The sequence below is a fragment of the Mesorhizobium sp. C120A genome, from assembly GCF_030323105.1.
Lineage (GTDB): Bacteria > Pseudomonadota > Alphaproteobacteria > Rhizobiales > Rhizobiaceae > Mesorhizobium.
Genome location: NZ_CP100476.1, coordinates 3,387,361 through 3,405,641 on the forward strand (window position 1 = coordinate 3,387,361; position 18,281 = coordinate 3,405,641).

Annotated in this window: 14 protein-coding genes and 1 riboswitch; of the genes, 5 read left to right on the forward strand and 9 right to left on the reverse strand. The window is 63.1% G+C overall.

From position 1 onward, the window contains the following. Positions 1 to 2: 2 nt before the first annotated feature. Genes gcvP through gcvT form a run of 3 tightly spaced genes read right to left on the reverse strand, consistent with a single transcriptional unit; the run spans position 3 to position 4,305 of the window. Complete coding sequence (gcvP, locus tag NL532_RS16260) at positions 3 to 2,813, reverse strand: aminomethyl-transferring glycine dehydrogenase (protein WP_023828675.1); 2,811 nt, start codon at positions 2,811 to 2,813, stop codon at positions 3 to 5. Between the two features lie 17 nt (positions 2,814 to 2,830). After that, the gene (gene gcvH / locus NL532_RS16265; protein ID WP_023725711.1) at positions 2,831 to 3,199 is read right to left on the reverse strand and encodes a glycine cleavage system protein GcvH; all 369 of its coding nucleotides are present in this window, start codon (positions 3,197 to 3,199) and stop codon (positions 2,831 to 2,833) included. Positions 3,200 to 3,204: 5 nt separating this feature from the next. Then, positions 3,205 to 4,305 carry a glycine cleavage system aminomethyltransferase GcvT gene (gene gcvT, locus NL532_RS16270; protein WP_023828674.1) on the reverse strand — a complete coding sequence of 367 codons (1,101 nt, stop codon included), beginning with the start codon at positions 4,303 to 4,305 and terminating at the stop codon, positions 3,205 to 3,207. Positions 4,306 to 4,454: 149 nt separating this feature from the next. Beyond that, positions 4,455 to 4,541, reverse strand: a riboswitch (glycine riboswitch). 198 nt (positions 4,542 to 4,739) lie between these two features. Between gcvT and NL532_RS16275 the strand changes: the two genes are divergently transcribed. Further along, a complete protein-coding gene (locus tag NL532_RS16275) occupies positions 4,740 to 5,741 on the forward strand; it encodes a hypothetical protein (RefSeq protein ID WP_023828673.1) in 1,002 nt (333 codons plus the stop codon). Positions 5,742 to 5,892: 151 nt separating this feature from the next. Here NL532_RS16275 and NL532_RS16280 read toward each other — a convergent pair whose 3' ends face one another. The 6 genes from NL532_RS16280 to NL532_RS16305 form a co-directional block, all read right to left on the reverse strand. After that, positions 5,893 to 6,684, reverse strand: coding sequence for a molybdopterin-binding protein (locus tag NL532_RS16280; RefSeq protein ID WP_023828672.1), 792 nt, complete (start codon positions 6,682 to 6,684; stop codon positions 5,893 to 5,895). Between the two features lies 1 nt (position 6,685). Then, a complete protein-coding gene (locus tag NL532_RS16285) occupies positions 6,686 to 7,561 on the reverse strand; it encodes a cytochrome b/b6 domain-containing protein (protein WP_023691148.1) in 876 nt (291 codons plus the stop codon). A gap of 136 nt (positions 7,562 to 7,697) precedes the next feature. Continuing rightward, on the reverse strand, positions 7,698 to 8,390 hold the full coding sequence (locus NL532_RS16290; protein WP_023688301.1) for a DUF1345 domain-containing protein: 693 nt from the start codon (positions 8,388 to 8,390) through the stop codon (positions 7,698 to 7,700). A gap of 21 nt (positions 8,391 to 8,411) precedes the next feature. After that, on the reverse strand, positions 8,412 to 8,885 hold the full coding sequence (locus NL532_RS16295) for a YaiI/YqxD family protein (protein WP_023695438.1): 474 nt from the start codon (positions 8,883 to 8,885) through the stop codon (positions 8,412 to 8,414). A 64-nt stretch (positions 8,886 to 8,949) separates the two neighbouring features. After that, on the reverse strand, positions 8,950 to 9,519 hold the full coding sequence (gene gfa / locus NL532_RS16300; protein ID WP_023691150.1) for an S-(hydroxymethyl)glutathione synthase: 570 nt from the start codon (positions 9,517 to 9,519) through the stop codon (positions 8,950 to 8,952). Positions 9,520 to 9,586: 67 nt separating this feature from the next. Next, positions 9,587 to 10,714 carry an S-(hydroxymethyl)glutathione dehydrogenase/class III alcohol dehydrogenase gene (locus NL532_RS16305; RefSeq protein ID WP_023828671.1) on the reverse strand — a complete coding sequence of 376 codons (1,128 nt, stop codon included), beginning with the start codon at positions 10,712 to 10,714 and terminating at the stop codon, positions 9,587 to 9,589. Positions 10,715 to 10,952: 238 nt separating this feature from the next. Between NL532_RS16305 and NL532_RS16310 the strand changes: the two genes are divergently transcribed. The 4 genes from NL532_RS16310 (at position 10,953) to NL532_RS16325 (ending at position 18,275) form a co-directional block, all read left to right on the forward strand. After that, positions 10,953 to 12,965 (forward strand): acetyl-CoA carboxylase biotin carboxylase subunit, encoded by a 2,013-nt coding sequence (locus tag NL532_RS16310; protein WP_023828670.1) that lies wholly within the window; start codon positions 10,953 to 10,955, stop codon positions 12,963 to 12,965. A gap of 261 nt (positions 12,966 to 13,226) precedes the next feature. Continuing rightward, positions 13,227 to 16,754 (forward strand): DNA polymerase III subunit alpha, encoded by a 3,528-nt coding sequence (dnaE, locus tag NL532_RS16315; protein ID WP_023729858.1) that lies wholly within the window; start codon positions 13,227 to 13,229, stop codon positions 16,752 to 16,754. A gap of 169 nt (positions 16,755 to 16,923) precedes the next feature. Then, positions 16,924 to 17,322: a nuclear transport factor 2 family protein gene (locus NL532_RS16320; protein WP_023667583.1), complete on the forward strand. Its 399-nt coding sequence runs from the start codon at positions 16,924 to 16,926 to the stop codon at positions 17,320 to 17,322. 149 nt (positions 17,323 to 17,471) lie between these two features. Next, entirely contained in the window at positions 17,472 to 18,275 is an 804-nt protein-coding gene (locus NL532_RS16325; protein ID WP_023667582.1) for a potassium channel family protein, read from the forward strand. The last annotated feature ends 6 nt before the right edge of the window (positions 18,276 to 18,281 follow it).

Below are 18,281 nucleotides of genomic sequence, written 5' to 3' on the forward strand. Positions count from 1 at the left end.
CTTTATTCGGCGGCGCCGAGATATTCCGACAGCGGCGGGCAGGAGCAGACGAGGTTGCGGTCGCCGGCGACATTGTCGATGCGCGAGACCGGCGGCCAGTATTTGGCCGCTGTATCGACATCGTCGGCGGGGTAGGCCGCTTCCAGCCGCGAATAGGGGTGGGTCCACTGGCCGGCAAGGGTTTCGGCCGCCGTGTGCGGGGCATTGACCAGCGGGTTGTCCTCGAGCGGCCATTCGCCCTTCGCCACTTTCGCTGCCTCGCCGGCGATGGCAATCATCGCCTCGCAGAACCGGTCGAGTTCGCGCTTGGGCTCGGACTCTGTGGGCTCGACCATCAGCGTGCCGGCGACAGGGAACGACATGGTCGGCGCGTGAAAGCCGTAGTCGATCAGCCGCTTGGCGATATCATCGACGCTGATGCCGGCGCTCTCCTTGAGGACGCGCGTGTCGAGGATGCATTCATGCGCGATGCGATCGTGCCTGCCCTTGTAGAGAAGCGGGAAGTGCGGCGCGAGCCGCGTCGCCACATAGTTGGCCGAGATGATCGCCGTCTCCGTCGCCTGCTTCAGGCCGGCGGCGCCCATCATGCGGATGTACATCCAGGTGATGGGCAGGATGGAAGCGCTGCCGAACGGTGCGGCCGACACGGCATGCGCCGAGCCTTCGGTGACATGACCAGGCAGATAGGGTTTCAGATGCGCCCTGACGCCGATCGGACCGACGCCCGGACCGCCGCCGCCATGCGGGATGCAGAAGGTCTTGTGCAGGTTCATGTGGCAGACATCGGCGCCGATATCGGCGGGCCGCGCCAGCGCGACCAGCGCGTTAAGGTTGGCGCCGTCGAAATAGACCTGGCCGCCATGTTCGTGGATGAGAGCGCACAGGTGGCGCGCGCCTTCCTCGTAGACGCCGTGCGTCGAGGGATAGGTGAACATCAGAGCTGCGAGATTCTTGGAATGCTCGTTGGCCTTGGCTCGCATATCGTCCATGTCGATATTGCCGTCCTCCAGGCAACGCACGACGACGACGCTCATGCCGGCCATCGCCGCACTCGCCGGATTGGTGCCATGCGCGGACTGGGGGATCAGGCAGATGGTGCGATGGCCTTCACCGCGCGCGCGGTGATAGGCGCGGATGGCGAGCAGGCCGGCATATTCGCCTTGGCTGCCGGCATTGGGCTGCAGGCTGACGGCGTCGAAGCCGGTGATCTCCGCCAGCCAGCCTTCCAGCTCGCCGACCATGGCGCGATAGCCGGCCGAATGGCTGGCCGGCGCGAAGGGATGGAGGTTGGCGACAACAGGCCAGCTGACCGGCATCATTTCGGCCGCCGCGTTGAGCTTCATGGTGCAGGAGCCCAACGGGATCATGGTGCGGTCGAGCGCCAAATCCTTGTCGGCTAGCCTGCGCAGCAGGCGCATCATGTCGGTCTCGGAGTGGTTTTCGCGGAAAACCGGCTGGGTCAGAAACTCCTTGCCGCGCGGCTTGCCGGGCATCGCGCCGGCCTCAGTAGCGCCGGACTTGGCGCCGAACAGGGCGGCGATAGCCTCGAGATCCGCCTCGGTCGAGGTTTCGTCGAAGGCGATGCTGATGCGGTCGGCATCGATGACGCGCAGCAGCCGGCCACCTTTTTCAGCGGCAGCGGCGATCGAAGCTGCCTTGCCCTTCACTTCGGCCGTCACCGTGTCGAAACGGCTTGAGCCGAGCACGGAAACACCAGCGGTTTTCAGGCCTGCTGCGAGGCCGTTGGCGAGCTCATGAATTCGGGCTGCGATCGCCTGCAAACCAGTAGGCCCGTGCCAGATCGCGTATGCGGTCGCCATGTTGGCAAGCAGCGCCTGCGCGGTGCAGATGTTGGAGGTCGCCTTGTCGCGGCGGATATGCTGTTCGCGCGTCTGCAGGGCGAGGCGATAGCCGGGACGACCCTTGCTGTCGATCGACTGGCCGACGAGGCGGCCGGGCATCAGCCGGGTCAGCTTGTCGGAGACGGCGCAATAGGCGGCGTGCGGGCCGCCAAAGCCCATCGGCACGCCAAAGCGCTGCATCGGGCCGACGGCGATGTCGGCGCCAAGCCTGGCCGGCGCTTCGGTCAGCGTGAGCGCAAGCGGATCGGCGATGAAGACGACCACGGCGCCGGTGGCGCGAGCCTTCTCGATCGCCGCCTTGTGGTCGCCATAGACGCCAAACGTGTCCGGCCAGGAGACCAGCAGGGCGGCGGTGTTGTCGTCGATGGTCTCGCCATCGATCTCGATGCCGAGCGGCTCGGCGCGGGTGCGCACGACGTCCAGCGTCTGCGGATGCGGCGTGCCGGCCAGCGCCACCTCGGTGCGCTTGTCGCGGTGATGGCGCAGCGCGATGCCGACCGCTTCGGCCACCGCCGTCGCTTCGTCGAGCAGGGAGGCCGAAGCCACCGGCAGGCCGGTCAATTCGGTGACCAAGGTCTGGAAGTTGAACAGCATTTCCAGGCGGCCCTGGCTGATCTCGGCCTGGTAGGGCGTATAGGCGGTGTACCAGGCCGGGTTCTCGAACAGGTTGCGCTGGATGACCGGCGGCACATGGACGCCGTGATAGCCGGCGCCGATGAAGCTCTTCAGCACCCTGTTTTTTGCCATGGTCGCCGACAATTCGGCCAGCGCTTCGGCTTCGCTCGCCGGCGCGGGAAGGGTCAGCGGCAGATCGAGGCGGATCGACTGCGGCACGGCCTGGCTGATCAGCGTCTCGACAGAGGGAACGCCGATCACGGCAAGCATGGCTCTGACATCGTTTACATCAGGACCGATGTGGCGGGCCGAGAAGGGGGTAAGTGCTGCGCTCATGGCAATAGGTCCTGATATCAACCGATATGGGCTTTGTAGGCGGCCTCATCCATGAGGCCTGCGAGTTGGCCTTCGTCGGCGAGCATCATCTTCCACAGCCAGCCGTCGCCGGTCGCAGCGGAGTTGACCAGCGACGGGTCCGAGGACAGCGCGCCGTTGGCGTCGGTGATCTCGCCATCAACCGGCGCATAAACATCGGATGCCGCCTTGACGGATTCGACGACCACGGCGGTGTCGCCCTTACTGAGTTTGGTGCCGATTTGAGGCAGTTCGACGAAGACGAGATCGCCAAGCTGTTCCTGCGCATAGTCGGTTATCCCGACGGTGGCGATGCCTCCCTCGACGCTCAGCCATTCGTGATCTTGTGTGAAATAGGTTTTTGCCATCGGAATTATCCTTTGCGGTAGCGATGAGGAGTGAAGGGCAAGGAACTGATATCGACCGGGATTTTCGTCCCGCGAACGTCGGCGAACAGTTTCGTGCCCGGCTTGGCCAAGGCCGTTGACACATAGCCCATGGCGACGGGATGGCCGGCCGACGGGCCGAAGCCGCCTGATGTCACGTAGCCGGCCGGATCGCCGTCGGCATCGAACAAAGCAGCGCCGGCGCGCACCGGCTGGCGGCCGTCCGGCTTCAGGCCGACGCGCTTTTGCGACGGCCCGCGCTCCAGGATGGACCGCAGCGCATCGGCGCCGATGAAGGACCCGCCGGCGCGGAGATCTTTGGGGATCGCCCACATCAGGCCGGCACTCGCCGGATCGATCTCCGGCGTGATGTCCTGGCCGTGCAGGCACAGGCCGGCCTCCAACCGCAGCGAGTCGCGGGCAGCAAGGCCGATCCACAACACACGCTCGTCCTCGATCAGTTTCGTGGCCAGAGCGCGCGCATCCGCCTCCGGCAGGCCGATCTCGAAGCCGTCCTCGCCGGTGTAGCCGGAGCGGCTCATGAACCAGTTTTGCTTCGGCTCGATGCCATGCATGAACAAGAGCGAGCCGGTCTCGATGCCGGCGCGGGACAAGGCAGCCCAGGCTTCGGGCCCCTGGATCGCCAGGAAGACGCGATCGAGCGCATCGACCTTCACGTCGAAATCGGTCGCCAGCGCACGCAAATGCTTCTCGTCCTCGACCGCATTCCCGGCGTTGGCGACCACCATGAAGCGCTCGGCGCCGAGCCGGGTGACGATCAGATCGTCGATGATCCCGGCGGCCTCGTTGAGGAAGAAGGTATATTTGGACTGTGAAATCTCAAGCGCGCCGGCATCGAGCGGACTGGCGCGGTTGAGCAGTGCCGCAGCGCCCGGTCCGCTGATCTCGAACAGCTTCATATGCGAAATGTCGAACAGGCCGGCATGTTCGCGGGTGTGAAGGTGCTCCTTCATCACGCCGGCCGGAAAGGTCAGCGGCATCGACCAGCCCGCAAAGGCGCCAAAGCGTGCGCCGGCGGCGGTGTGCAGATCTTCGAGAGGAAGGTGTTTGGTGTCGTCGCCCGTCATGTCATCTCCAGAGTCGCACGCAATCGGCCGCTGCTGGCGACCAGTCCGTGCCCCTCTGTCTGAAGCCTGAGAGACTCGCGCAACCGGAACTCTGTCGGCGACGCTTACACCTTCGGCGCGGGGGCAAGCCCCGACTTTCCAGAGTGTCTTTCCCGTCTACGGTTCTTTTGCCTGAGAGATTTCGGGCGATTTCCCCTTCGGCGGCAGCTCGCGCTGCTCTCTCCCGCAAACAGGTAGGACTCAAAACTTGAGCCCTCGACGCGCCATCCATAGCTTGTCGGCGACACCTTGTCACCTGCCAGCGACACGTAAAGCGCGGCGTCTTTACAGTCTTCGCTAACCACGCCGTTTGCCAGTTTTTCAAGACAATGGCGATATTCTGGGCTGACGGTTTGGCCGCAATTGCGTTGGGCACGGCGGATGGGGATTGACAGATGGGCGAACGGATCGGGAGCGCGCCGGTGGCGGGGCTGGCCTCGAAGGACCGCATCACGGCGGAAGATGTCGTCATGCTGCGTCGCGAAGTGTTCGCCGACGGCGTGGTGACGCGCGGCGAGGCCGAAGCACTGTTTGCGCTCGATGCGACAGCGACGGACAGGTGCCAGGAATGGCCTGAATTCTTCGTCGAGGCGGTTGCCGACTACATCGTCCATCAGGAAAAGCCGGCCGGCTATATCTCAGAGGACAATGCCGACTGGCTGATCAGAACGATCTCGCGCGACGGCATGGTCGACAGCCTCACCGAGCTGGAGCTTCTGGTGCATGTGCTGGAAAAGGCGAAATCGTCGCCCGGCCGGCTCTCCGCCTATGCGCTCGAGCAGGTCGCCAACGCGGTGGTCGACGGCAAGGGACCACTGATGCTCGGCGGCGCGCTGGTTCCCGGGCTGGTCGCCAAGGCCGAGGTCGATCTGCTGCGCCGCATCCTCTATGCCTATGGCGGCGACGGCAACATCGCCATCACCCGCACCGAGGCCGAAGTGCTGTTCAGGATCAACGAGAGCAGTGCTGCGGCCGACAACCACCCGTCCTGGAACGACCTGTTCGTCAAGGCGCTCGCCAATTTCGTCATGTGTTCGGCCGGCTACGAAGCGCCGACGCGCGATGTGGCGCTGCGTCGTGACAGTTTCCTGGACCAGGTCGAGCCCGAAATTGGTGGCTTCTTCAGCCGCATGGTGTCGGGCGGACTGGCCGGCATCATGGAAGCCTATCGTTCGCCCGGCGATATCGAGGCCGAATGGGAGTCGAAGAACCGTGCCGCCGAGGCACTCGCGCGCCGCGCCGAGACGATCGACGCCAGCGAGGCGAAATGGCTGGCCGATCGCATCGGCACCGACCGCCCGCTGCGTGACAATGAACGCGCGCTGCTGACGCTGATCAAACTCGCCTCGCCGGAGATACATCCGGCGCTCAAGCCACTGCTCGACAAGGTTGCTTAAGCCGCGCCGTTTTCTGCGACCGTTTTGCAGAGGACGATATTGGAGTGTCTTCAGGCCAATCGCCAAGTTCGGCCACGCGATCGAAACCGGCTTCCTCAGGCAAGCTCGGTTCGGTCGGAGTCAGATCGTGCTCGGTCAGAATGCGAGGCCATCAAATCCCGCCATACCAGTCATAGCCATTGTCTTCCCAATAGCCGCCGCGGCCGCCGCCGATATTGGCAAAACTGTCGACGAGCTCGATCTTGTAGAGATACTTCGGCATCTTGTAGCCGAGCTGTTGTTCGACGCGCACGCGCAGCGGCGCGCCGTTTTCGACCGGCAGCGGCTTGCCGTTGAGGCCGTAGGCGAGGATCGTCTGCGGGTGGCGGGCATCGATCAGGTCGATGGTGCCGTAATATTTGATTTCCCCGGAGAGGCTGCGATCGATCGTATCGAGGCAGTGGAACATGACATAGCGGGCCTGCGGCTTGACCACAGCCTGGTCGAGCACCAGCGACAGCGGGGTGCCGGTCCATTTGGCGATGCAGCTCCAGCCTTCGACACAGTCGTGGCGGGTGATCTGCGTGCGGCTCGGCATGTTCTCCAACTGCTCGCGGCTGAGCGACAGCGGCTTTTCGACCAGGCCCGTTACCTCCAGCCGCCAGTCGGCGAAATTGTTGGCGAGCAGGCCCTTGTAGGTGTCATCGTCGGGCGCGGTGACGCCGTTCGGCCGCTGCGGCTGGCGGATGTCGGCCTCGGTGAATTCCGGCGCCAGAGCATCGCGGCCGGCAAGCCAGCGTTGCGCGCGGTAGGTCAGGCCATTGGCGTTTTCGAGGAAACTGCGCAGGCCGTCGCCCATGCCGAGCTGGCTGTCGAAGGCATCGCAGCCCGACAACATGATGCCGGAAACGCCGAGGCCGGCGCCCGTCAGGAACTTTCGGCGGCTGATCTGGAATTTGGCCATCTCACGCACTCCTCTCGGTGTCGCCATGCCTTGGCGGATCGGTGCGGTACCAGCCGGTGATGATCGAGCGCAGTTCGTTGATCGGGCCGGCGGCGAGGATCATCATCATATGGACGATGAAAAAGCCGACCAGCAGCACCATCACCGTGAAATGGATGGTGCGCGCCGTCTGCCTTCCGCCGAGCAGTTCGTTGAGCCAGGGCAGCACCGAGTTCATGCTCGGCGACATGGCAAGGCCGGTGATGATCATGAGTGGCAACAGCACGAACAGTACGCCGCCATAGGCCATTTTCTGCAGCGTGTTGTATTCGCGTGTGTGGTGGAACCTGAGCTTGGCGTGCTCGATGATGTCCTGCGGCAGCCGCTTGAGATCGTCAAGGCGCGGCGCCAGATCGCGGCGCAGATGGCCGTTGACCAGGCTGGCGACCAGCCAGACGACCAAGGTGGTTGTCAGTATCCAGGCGAAGAAGAAATGCACAACGCGGGCGGTGCCGAGATCGTAATAGGACGGGATTGTCGCCCAGGACGGGAAGGCACGCGACGTTTGCTGCCGGGCCGGGCCCGACCAGCCGAGCACGCCTGTGGTGTCGAAGCGATGGCCGAAGATTTCGGTATAGCCGCGCGGGCCGGTGGCGGTGTTTTCGGCGCCGATGGCAAAGACGGTGTTGTTGTACTCGAAGCCGGATTGCTTGCCGATGTAGAGCTGCGGCCGGGCATTGAAGATCTGCAGGCCGGATAAAAGCAAGAAGAACAGCGAGATCGCCCACAGCCAGTGCGTCAGGCGGGTCCAGCGCGATTGCCGGTAGATCAGCGTCGCATCCTTCGTTGAGGCGGCATCGACGCCTGCGCCGGGCTGACTCATGGTAATGGTTTCCATCTTTTCCTCGCCTCCGGCTGCGCGATCCTGGGATGGCCGCGCTCGTCCTTGTCCTCCCAATACGTCGCTATCGAAAGCGATGTTTCATGCGGTCACGTTTTTATTACGGGCACGGGTTTATCGCGGGCACGGATACTCAATTGCCGAGGCTCACCGCGAGATTGACGACGGCGGCGACGATGACGGCGTTGAAGAAGAACGACAGGATCGAATGGACAAGCACCACGCGGCGCATATGCGAGGTCGTGATCGCGGTGTCGGCGGTCTGCGCGGTCATGCCGATCACCGTCGCGAAATAGAGAAAGTCCCAACCGTCCGGCCGTTTGCTGCCGGGAAAATCGAGGCCGCCGACCGGTATCTTCTTCTTGGTTTCGGCATCGATCGCGTCGCCGTCCATCCAGTAGACATGCGCATAGTGGAGGGCGGCCATGGCATGGATGGTGAACCAGCCAAGCGGGATCGACAGCATGGCGAAGCCGAGTTCGATGGGGTCGCGATCCTTGTGATTGATCAAAAGGAACAGCAGGACAATGGCCATGGCGACGATGCCGAGCGTGATGGCAAAGATGCCCAGCACTGGGAGGTCCAGTTCGCGCGCGTTCTTGCTGAGATAGCGGCCGGACAGCAGCGGCATCTTGGCGATGACGAGCGCGATGAAGACGACGAAGAAGGAATCGGCGGCAATCGAGATCGAATAAGCAAGCCGCGTGGAGACGGGGAGCGATCCAATCAAAGGCAATACCGCGGCAAATACGACCAGACCGACGGCTAGCGACACAAAGAACTGCTTGTGCCGCTGCAAGGGGTTATTCGGCGATGTGTCGGCCATAGCCCGACCTCGGATGATGCTTCACGTCTGGTCGGGTGTGACGGATTTCAGAGCCCGCCGCAAGATACGGTCGAGCTCACCCAGGAAACGCGAGCGATCCTGTGGCGCAAAGCTGGCATTGTAGCCCTTGCTCTCGCCGGTTTCGCGCAGATGCTGCTTCAAATCGCGCATTGCAACCGCCATGCCGATGGTCTCCGGCGTGAACGGCCGGCCGGTTGGCCCAAGCACATGCGCGCCGAGCGCCACGGTGCGAGCGGCAAGCGGGATGTCGGCGGTGATCACGATGTCGTTGGGTTTTGCGTTCTCGACGATCCAATCGTCAGCGGCATCGGCGCTTTTAGAGACGACGACGTTGCGAATCATCGGATCGCGCGACGGACGCAGCCCGCCATTGGAGACGTAGGTGACGACCACGCCATGGCGCTCGGCGACCTTCTCGACCTCGGCTTTCACCGGGCAGGCGTCGGCGTCGACGTAGATGGCGGGTGCCGGCATTATCTCTCCAAAACGGACATGGGGCCGGCATGTTACCCGGCCCCATGCCAGAAATCTCGTACTGTCAGGCCGGCAGCGCGCCCGACTTCTTCGCCGTCCAGGTGGCTATGTAATCCATCAGGCCGGGGTTGAGACAGTCATAGGGTTCGAGGCCGATCGATTTCAACTGGCCGCGAATGCCGTCCATGCGCTTGGGGTCGACACCGGATTCGATGATCGACGAGACGAAAGCGGTGAAGCCCGGCGGTGACCAGCCGTCTTCCTCGAAGCGCTCGGGATGGATGAAGGACAGACCCTTGAACGGATGATCGCGCTCGACCGGGCCGTGCATGTGGACGCCGCAACCGGTGCAGGCATGGCGCTGGATCAATGCTGCCGGATCGACCACCTTCAGCTTGTCGCCATTCTCGGTGACGGTGACGTCGCCAGTGCCGGCGACCGCCACGACCGAGAACACCGCGCCGTCCGGTTTCCAGCATTTGGTGCAGCCGCAGGCATGGTTGTGGGCGATCTGGCCCTTGACCGTCACCTTCACCGGCTTGCTGGTGCAGGCACAGACCAGCGTGCCGCCGGCAAAGCTTGCGCTTTCCTTCGGCAGGCCATTGTCGATTTTCGGATGCAGTTTCTCAGGCATTATCTTCCTCCCTTGTTGAACCCATGCAACTACAGTCGCTGGCCCTTCGGTCGGCGGCTTCTTCTCCTCAATAAACGACGACGCTCCTGATCGACTTGCCCTCATGCATGAGGTCGAAGCCCTTGTTGATGTCTTCCAGCTTCAGCAAATGGGTGATCATCGGGTCGATCTGGATCTTGCCGTCCATGTACCAGTCGACGATTTTTGGCACGTCAGTGCGGCCGCGTGCGCCGCCAAAGGCGGTGCCCATCCAGGTGCGGCCGGTGACCAGCTGGAATGGCCTGGTCGAAATCTCCTGGCCGGCGCCCGCAACGCCGATGACGACCGACTTGCCCCAGCCGCGATGCGAGGCTTCCAGCGCCTGGCGCATTACCTTGGTGTTGCCGGTGCAGTCGAACGTGTAGTCGGCGCCGCCGATCTGGTCGGCACCGCGCTTGGTCATGTTGACGAGGTGGGGGACGATGTCGCCGTCGATCTCCTTCGGATTGACGAAATGCGTCATGCCGAACCTCTCGCCCCATGCCTTCTTGTCGTTGTTGAGATCAACGCCGATGATCATGTCGGCGCCGGCCAGCTTCAGGCCCTGGATGACATTCAAGCCGATGCCGCCTAGGCCGAAGACCACGGCGGTCGCGCCTTGCTCGACCTTGGCGGTGTTGATGACAGCGCCAATGCCGGTGGTGACGCCGCAGCCGATGTAGCAGATCTTGTCGAAGGGGGCCTCGGGGTTGACCTTGGCCACCGCGATCTCGGGCAGCACGGTGAAATTGGAGAAGGTCGAGCAGCCCATATAGTGGAAGATCTTGTCCTTGCCGATCGAGAAGCGCGAGGAGCCATCGGGCATCAAGCCTTGGCCCTGCGTGGCGCGGATGGCGGTGCACAAATTGGTCTTGCGCGACAGGCAGGATGGGCACTGCCGGCATTCCGGCGTGTAGAGCGGGATGACGTGGTCGCCCTTCTTGACCGAGGTGACGCCCTTGCCGACATCGACGACAACGCCAGCGCCTTCATGGCCGAGGATTGCCGGAAACAGGCCTTCGGGATCGGCGCCCGACAAAGTGAACTCGTCGGTGTGGCAGATGCCGGTCGCCTTGATCTCGACCAGCACCTCGCCTTCGCGCGGTCCGTCGAGGTCGACCTCCATGATTTCCAACGGCTTTCCGGCGGCGACAGCGACAGCGGCGCGGGTTTTCATCAGGCAATTCCTCCCAAGGCGATTGGTCTTCAGGCTTTCAGGGTTTTTATACTGTTTCAACCCGATTTGGCGACCAAATATGGCGCAAATCTTGGCCCAGTCGTCGGCGAGCCCGATCTTCGCCTCTCGGCACGGGCCTGGCGGGCCGGGAGTGTCTTGATGGGTGCGCTGCCGGCAATGCTTGAGCCCGGCTGCCGAAGCCCATAAGAAGGACGAAAGACCCGAGGAAACGCCTTCGATGTTCACGAAAATCCTGATCGCCAATCGCGGCGAGATTGCTTGCCGCGTCATCAAGACGGCGCGCAGGATGGGGATTGCCACCGTCGCGGTCTATTCCGACGCCGATCGCGACGCCGTGCATGTCGAAATGGCCGAGGAGGCCGTGCATATCGGCCCATCGCCTGCCGCGCAAAGCTATCTCCTGCCTGAGAAGATCATTGCTGCCTGCAAGGAGACGGGCGCGCAGGCCGTGCATCCCGGCTACGGATTTCTGTCGGAGCGGGCCGCCTTCTGCGAAGCGCTTGAGGCTGAGGGCATTGTCTTCATCGGTCCAAAAGCCAGGGCGATCAAGGCGATGGGCGACAAGATCGAATCGAAGAAGTTCGCCAAGGCCGCTGAGGTGTCGACGGTTCCCGGCTGGCTTGGGGTCATCGAAAATGCCGACCATGCCGAAAAGATCGCCGGCGAGATCGGTTATCCCGTGATGATCAAGGCCTCGGCCGGCGGCGGCGGTAAAGGCATGCGCATTGCCTGGAGCCAGTCGGAAGTGCGCGACGGCTTCGACCGGGCGCGCTCGGAGGCGAAAAGCTCGTTCGGCGACGACCGAGTCTTCATCGAAAAGTTCGTCGTCGATCCGCGTCATATCGAAATCCAGGTGCTGGCCGACGCGCATGGCACCGCCCTCTATCTCGGCGAGCGCGAATGCTCGATCCAGCGCCGGAACCAGAAGGTTGCGGAAGAGGCGCCGTCGCAATTCCTCGATGCCAGGACGCGCAAGGCCATGGGCGAGCAGGCCGTGGCGCTGGCCAAGGCGGTCGACTACCAGAGCGCCGGCACCGTCGAGTTCATCGTCGATGCTGAAAAGAACTTCTATTTCCTTGAAATGAATACACGATTGCAGGTCGAGCATCCGGTGACGGAGCTTGTTACCGGCATCGACCTGGTCGAGCAGATGATCCGTGTCGCCGCCGGCGAGAAGCTGGCGATCGAGCAGAGCGACGTCAAGCTGAACGGCTGGGCGGTGGAAAGCCGGCTCTATGCCGAGGATCCCTATCGCAATTTCCTGCCCTCGATCGGCCGGTTGACGCGCTACCGGCCGCCGGAGGAGGGCAAGTTCGGCGATGTCTTCATCCGCAACGACACCGGCGTCACCGAAGGCTCCGAGATTTCGATGTTCTATGATCCGATGGTGGCAAAACTCTGCACCTGGGCGCCCACGCGTATCGAGGCCATCGATGCCATGTCGGAAGCGCTGGACAGTTTCGTCGTCGACGGCATCGAGCACAACATCCCGTTCCTGGCGGCGCTGATGCAGCATCCGCGCTGGCGCGAGGGGCGGATATCGACGGGCTTCATCGCCGAGGAATATCCTGACGGCTTCGCGCCGATCGTGCCCAATGGCGATGAAAAGGCAGTGCTGGCGGCGATCGCCACCGCGGTCGAGCTTCTGCGCCGCGATCGGCTTGACCGGCTGGGCGGGCGGCTGGCGCCGCATTCGGGCGCACTCAAGCGCGATTGGGTGGTGAAGCTCGGCGACGACTATCTCCAGGCTTCGATCATCGAGGGCATGATCTCCATTCCGATGGAAATCGATCTGTCGGTCGATGGCGGCAAAGCGCTGACCGTGGCGTCCGACTGGCGGCCGGGCGACCTCATCTGGCGCGGCACTGTCGGTGCCCGCAAGGTCACGGCGCAGATCAGGCCGGCGCCGAACGGCCTGCGCATTGCCTGGAAAGGCATGTCGGTGACGGCGCGCGCCATGCTGCCGCGCACGGCGGAGCTGGAAAGGCTGATGCCGGAGAAGGTGGCGCCGGACACGTCCAAGATGCTGCTTTGCCCGATGCCGGGCCTGGTCGTGTCGATCGCGGTTGCCGAGGGGCAGGAGGTCAAGGCCGGCGAGACGCTGGCCGTGGTCGAGGCGATGAAGATGGAAAACGTGCTGCGCGCCGACCGCGATCTTGTCGTGTCGAAGCTCAACGCCAAGCCGGGTGACAGCCTGGCTGTCGATGCGGTGATCATGGAGTTCGCCTAGAGATTGTTTGGAAATTCTACTCCGGCGGCCATCTGAAGGTGGTTTCTGCGCTTCCCGTGCTCACGGACCAATGGCCGCTGCGCTCCGGTTCTCGAAACCACCATCATTATGACTCGCCAGAGCGAATTTCGAACAATCTCTGAGCCGTGCGGCTGGGTACGGAAGCCTGTGGTCGGTGGTCATTTGTGCTGGACTGGCATCGCCCGGTCCGGGACAATACATCTCCATCGACTCAAAGCCCTTCGAGCAATTTGAAACATCATGGCGGATGACAAACTTCCACGCGATCCCCTGAGGCGCGAAGCAGCGCTCGCTGCTGCGCGCCCGGAGGCACCGGCGCGGCCGTTCATCCATCTGCGCGTGCATTCGGCGTATTCGCTGCTCGAGGGCGCCTTGCAGGTCGCCGCCGTTGTCGGTCATGCAGTCAAGGACGAGTGCCCGGCAATCGCAGTCACCGACACAAACAATCTGTTCGGCGCGCTGGAATTTGCCCAGAAGGCGGTGAAGGAAGGCATCCAGCCGATTATCGGTTGCCAGATCGATCTCGCCTTTTCCGGCGAGACCAGCGACGCGCAGCGCGACCGCCGCCGCCATGGTCCGGAGATGCACGCCGTGGTGCTGCTCGCCGCCACCGAGGCCGGCTACAGCAACCTCGTCAGGCTGGTCAGCCAGGTCTATCTGGAGACGCCGCCGGGCGAGCCCGTGCATCTGACGTCAGCAATGCTGGAAGGCCATAGCGATGGCCTGATCTGCCTCAGCGGCGGGCCGCGCGGCCCGATCGGCCGGGCGCTGAAGGAGGATCGCCGAGATCTTGCCGAGACGCGGCTTCTGGCACTCAAGGCGCTGTTCGGCGACCGGCTCTATGTCGAGCTGGACCGTGTTTCCGGTTATGACCGCGCTATCGAGAAATCATCGGTCGACCTTGCCTATATCCATGATCTGCCGCTGGTCGCCACGAATGAGGCGTTCTTCGCCGCCCGCGACGACTATGACGCGCATGATGCTCTGATCGCCATTGCCGAGGGTTCGGTGGTTGCCGCCGACAACCGTCGCCGGCTGACTTCGGACAATTTCCTGCGCAGCCAGGCGGATATGGCGCGGCTGTTCGCCGACCTGCCGGAAGCGATCGACAACACCGTCGAGATCGCGCTGCGCTGTTCCTATTATCCCAAGACCCGCAATCCGATCCTGCCACGCTTTACCGGCGGCGATGTCGCCGACAATGAGGTGGCGCTGAAAGCGGAGGCCGATGAGCTACGCCGGCAGGCGCATGAGGGGCTGGAGGCGCGGCTGGCTGCGCATGGGCCCACTTCCGGCTACACGGTCGAACAATACCGCGAGCGGCTCGATTTCGAACTCTCCATCATCGAGAAGATGAAGTTTCCCGGCTATTTCCTGATCGTCGCCGACTTCATCAAATGGGCCAAGGCGCAAGGCATTCCGGTCGGGCCGGGCCGTGGTTCGGGCGCCGGATCGCTGGTCGCTTATTCCACGACCATCACCGACATCGATCCGCTGCGCTTCTCGCTGCTGTTCGAGCGCTTCCTCAACCCCGACCGCGTGTCGATGCCCGACTTCGACATCGACTTCTGCCAGGACCGGCGCGAAGAGGTCATCCGCTACGTCCAGCAGAAATATGGCCGCGACCAGGTTGGGCAGATCATCACCTTCGGTACGCTGCAGGCGCGCGCGGTGCTGCGCGACGTCGGCCGCGTGCTGCAAATGCCTTACGGCCAAGTCGACAAGCTCTCCAAAATGGTGCCGCAGAACCCCGCCAATCCGGTCAAGCTGGCGGATGCCATCGCCAACGAGCCGCGCTTTGCCGAGGAGGCCGAGAAGGAGCCAATCGTGCAGACGCTGCTCGATATGGCGCAAAAGCTGGAAGGGCTCTACCGCCACGCTTCGACGCACGCCGCCGGCATCGTCATCGGCGACCGGCCCTTGTCGGAACTGGTGCCGATGTACCGCGATCCGCGCTCCGACATGCCGGTCACCCAGTTCAACATGAAATATGTCGAGCAGGCCGGGCTCGTAAAATTCGACTTCCTCGGCCTGAAGACGCTGACGGTGCTGGAGACGGCGGTGAAGCTGATCCGCCGGCGCGGCATCGAGATCGACCTGGCGACGATCCCGCTCGACGATCCTGAAACCTACGCCATGCTGTCGCGCGGCGAAGTGGTCGGTGTGTTCCAGGTGGAAAGTGCCGGCATGCGCAAGGCGCTGATCGGCATGCGGCCCGACTGCATCGAGGACATCATCGCGCTGGTGGCGCTCTACCGTCCCGGCCCGATGGAGAACATCCCGACCTACAACGCCAGAAAGCATGGCGAAGAGGAGATGGCATCGATCCATCCCAAGATCGACCATCTGGTGAAGGAGACGCAAGGCGTCATCGTCTACCAGGAACAGGTGATGCAGATCGCGCAGGAACTGTCGGGCTATTCGCTCGGCGAAGCCGATCTGCTGCGTCGCGCGATGGGCAAGAAGATCCGCGCCGAAATGGACAAGCAGCGCGAGCGTTTCGTCACCGGTGCGGTCGAACGCGGCGTCGGCAAGCCGCAGGCCGACTTCATCTTCGACCTTCTGGCCAAGTTCGCCGACTACGGCTTCAACAAATCGCACGCGGCCGCCTACGCCGTCGTGTCCTACCAGACCGCCTATCTCAAGGCGCATTACCCCGTCGAGTTCCTGGCGGCGTCGATGACGCTCGACATGGGCAATACCGACAAACTCGCCGATTTCCGCCAGGATGCGCTGCGTCTCGGCATCGAGGTGGTGGCGCCGTCGGTGATGACCAGCTTCCGCAATTTCGAGGTCGGCGAGAACCGCATTTACTATTCGCTGGCGGCCCTCAAGGGCGTCGGCGACGCTGCGGTCGAGCACATCGTCGCCATGCGCGGCGAAAAGCCGTTCAAGAATCTCGCCGATTTCTGTGAAAGGGTCGATCCCAAGATCGTCGGCAAGCGCGTCTTCGAAAGCCTGATCATGGCCGGCGCGCTCGACTGCTTCGGCCACGACCGCGCCCAGATGATGGCCGGCGTCGAACGGATGATGGGGCTGGCTTCGCTGGCGCAGCAGAATGCCATTTCGGGCCAGCACGACATTTTCGGCGCGTCGCTCGGCGCGCAGCAGCAGGCGCTCAATTTGCCGCAGACCGATCCGTGGCTTGCCGCCGACCGGCTGCACCGTGAATTCCAGGTCGTCGGCTTCTATCTTTCGGCGCATCCGCTCGACGAGTACAAGGCGGCCCTGCAGAAGATGCGCGTGCAGAACTGGGGCGAGTTCTCGGCTGCGGTCAAACGCGGTGCCGCCGCGGGCCGGCTCGCCGGCACCGTCACCACCAAGCAGGAGCGCAAGACCCGAACCGGCAACAAGATGGGCGTCATCGCCTTTTCCGACACATCTGGCCAATATGAAGCCGTGCTGTTTTCGGAAGGGTTGGCGCAGTATCGCGATCTGCTCGAGCCCGGACGTTCGGTGGTGATCACCGTTTCGGCCGAGGATAGGCCCGAAGGGGTCAATCTGCGCATCCAGACGGTGCAGTCGCTGGAGGATGAGGCCAGCCGTATCCAGAAGGCGCTGCGCATCTTCGTTCGAAATGACGGGCCTGCGTCGGCGATTCAATCGCAGCTTACCCAGCGTGGGGAAAGTCAGGTAAGCATTATCGTCATCAAAGAAGAGGCGCAGGGCGAGATCGAGATCGAATTGCCCAACCGCTACCGCATCTCGCCGCAGATCGCGTCGGCCATGCGCGCGGTGCCGGGTGTGGTCGAAGTCGAGCTCGTCTAGGCTGCGCTGATATACACGGCAATCGCATCGACGTCGGCCAGTGCATGACGGCATAAAGATGCTCTGGGCCTGACATTGCAGCCGATAGGGCCAGCGTGCGGGGCGTGGTTGACCTGACCTTCCTTTGAACCACATGCGTTGAGCAGAAACTTCAAAGGAACGCACAATCATGCCCAGCCGCGAACGCGTCGAAGCCTTCCTCAAGGAGGTGGTCGAAGGCAGCCACGTCAAAGCGATCGCCGACTTCTACCATGACGATGCCACCATGCAGGAAAATCTCGGCGTCCCGCGGCGCGGCAAGGAAACACTGATGGCGCATGAGCAGGCAGCACTCGATCGGATCGAGAAGATGCACACCCATCCTGTCCAGACATTCCTGGTCGATGGCGACAATGTCGCCATCCGCTGGACCTTCGACCGTGTCGACAAGGCCGGCACCGTGCGCCGGCTGGAAGAGGTGGCCCTGCAGCGCTGGCGTGGTGACCGGATTGCGGAGGAGCGGTTCGTCTACGACACCGCCTCGGCCTGGCGCCTCGTCGGGCCGGACGGCAAGGTGGTGGAGGGGTGACGATCACCGGGTCAGATCATGATGAGATTTGGTTGAAATCTCATCATGATCTAACCCTTTGTTGGAGCATGATCTTTTCCAAAAACCGGCACCCACTTTTTGGGATCATGCTCTAGACGGCCCCGGCTGGGACAGTTACGCACTTGGTGATGAAAGCAGCCGAGAAGGACGGATTGCAGCAAAGCTCAGCGATGGCGCGGCTGCGTGACCGGCTGCGCAAGCTCTATCACGGACGCACGCCGGCGGCGTTCCGGTTTCAGCTGGTGGCGGTCATCATCGACCTCGCCATCATCGCCTTCTTCGTTGCCACGCCGGTGCTCCAGGACAAGCCGTCATTCCTGTGGCTCGACTATACCGTCGCCGCATTGGTCGCCGCCGACCTGATTGCCCGGCTGTTAGCCTCCAACGACATGCTGCGGCTGATGAAACAGCCGACATCCTGGGTCGATGTCTTCATCCTTCTGACGCTGCTGATGCCGACGGCGCTGGCAAATCTGGCGTTCCTGCGCATCCTGCGGCTGTGGTCGCTGTCGCGCAGCGGCTCGCTGTGGCGGCATTTCGAGATGCGCGGGCTAAGGCCATGGCGCGAGGCGAGCCAGGCGGTCATCAACCTTTTGACGTTTCTCTTCGTCATCACCGGTTTCGTCTACACCTTCTTCTTCCGCTCCGGCGCCGGCCTCGAAAACTATGTCGATGCGCTTTATTTCACCGTTGCCACGGTGACGACGACCGGTTTCGGCGACATCGTGCTGCCGGGAATTGCCGGCAAGCTGACCGCAATCGTCACCATGATCATCGGCATCTCGCTGTTCGTCAGGCTGGCGACAGCGATCTTCCGACCCGCCAAGGTGTTCTTTCCCTGTCCGCAGTGCGGACTGCAACGGCATGAGCCGGACGCCGTGCACTGCAAGGCCTGCGGGCATCTTCTCAACATACCGGATGAGGGGAATTGACCGACC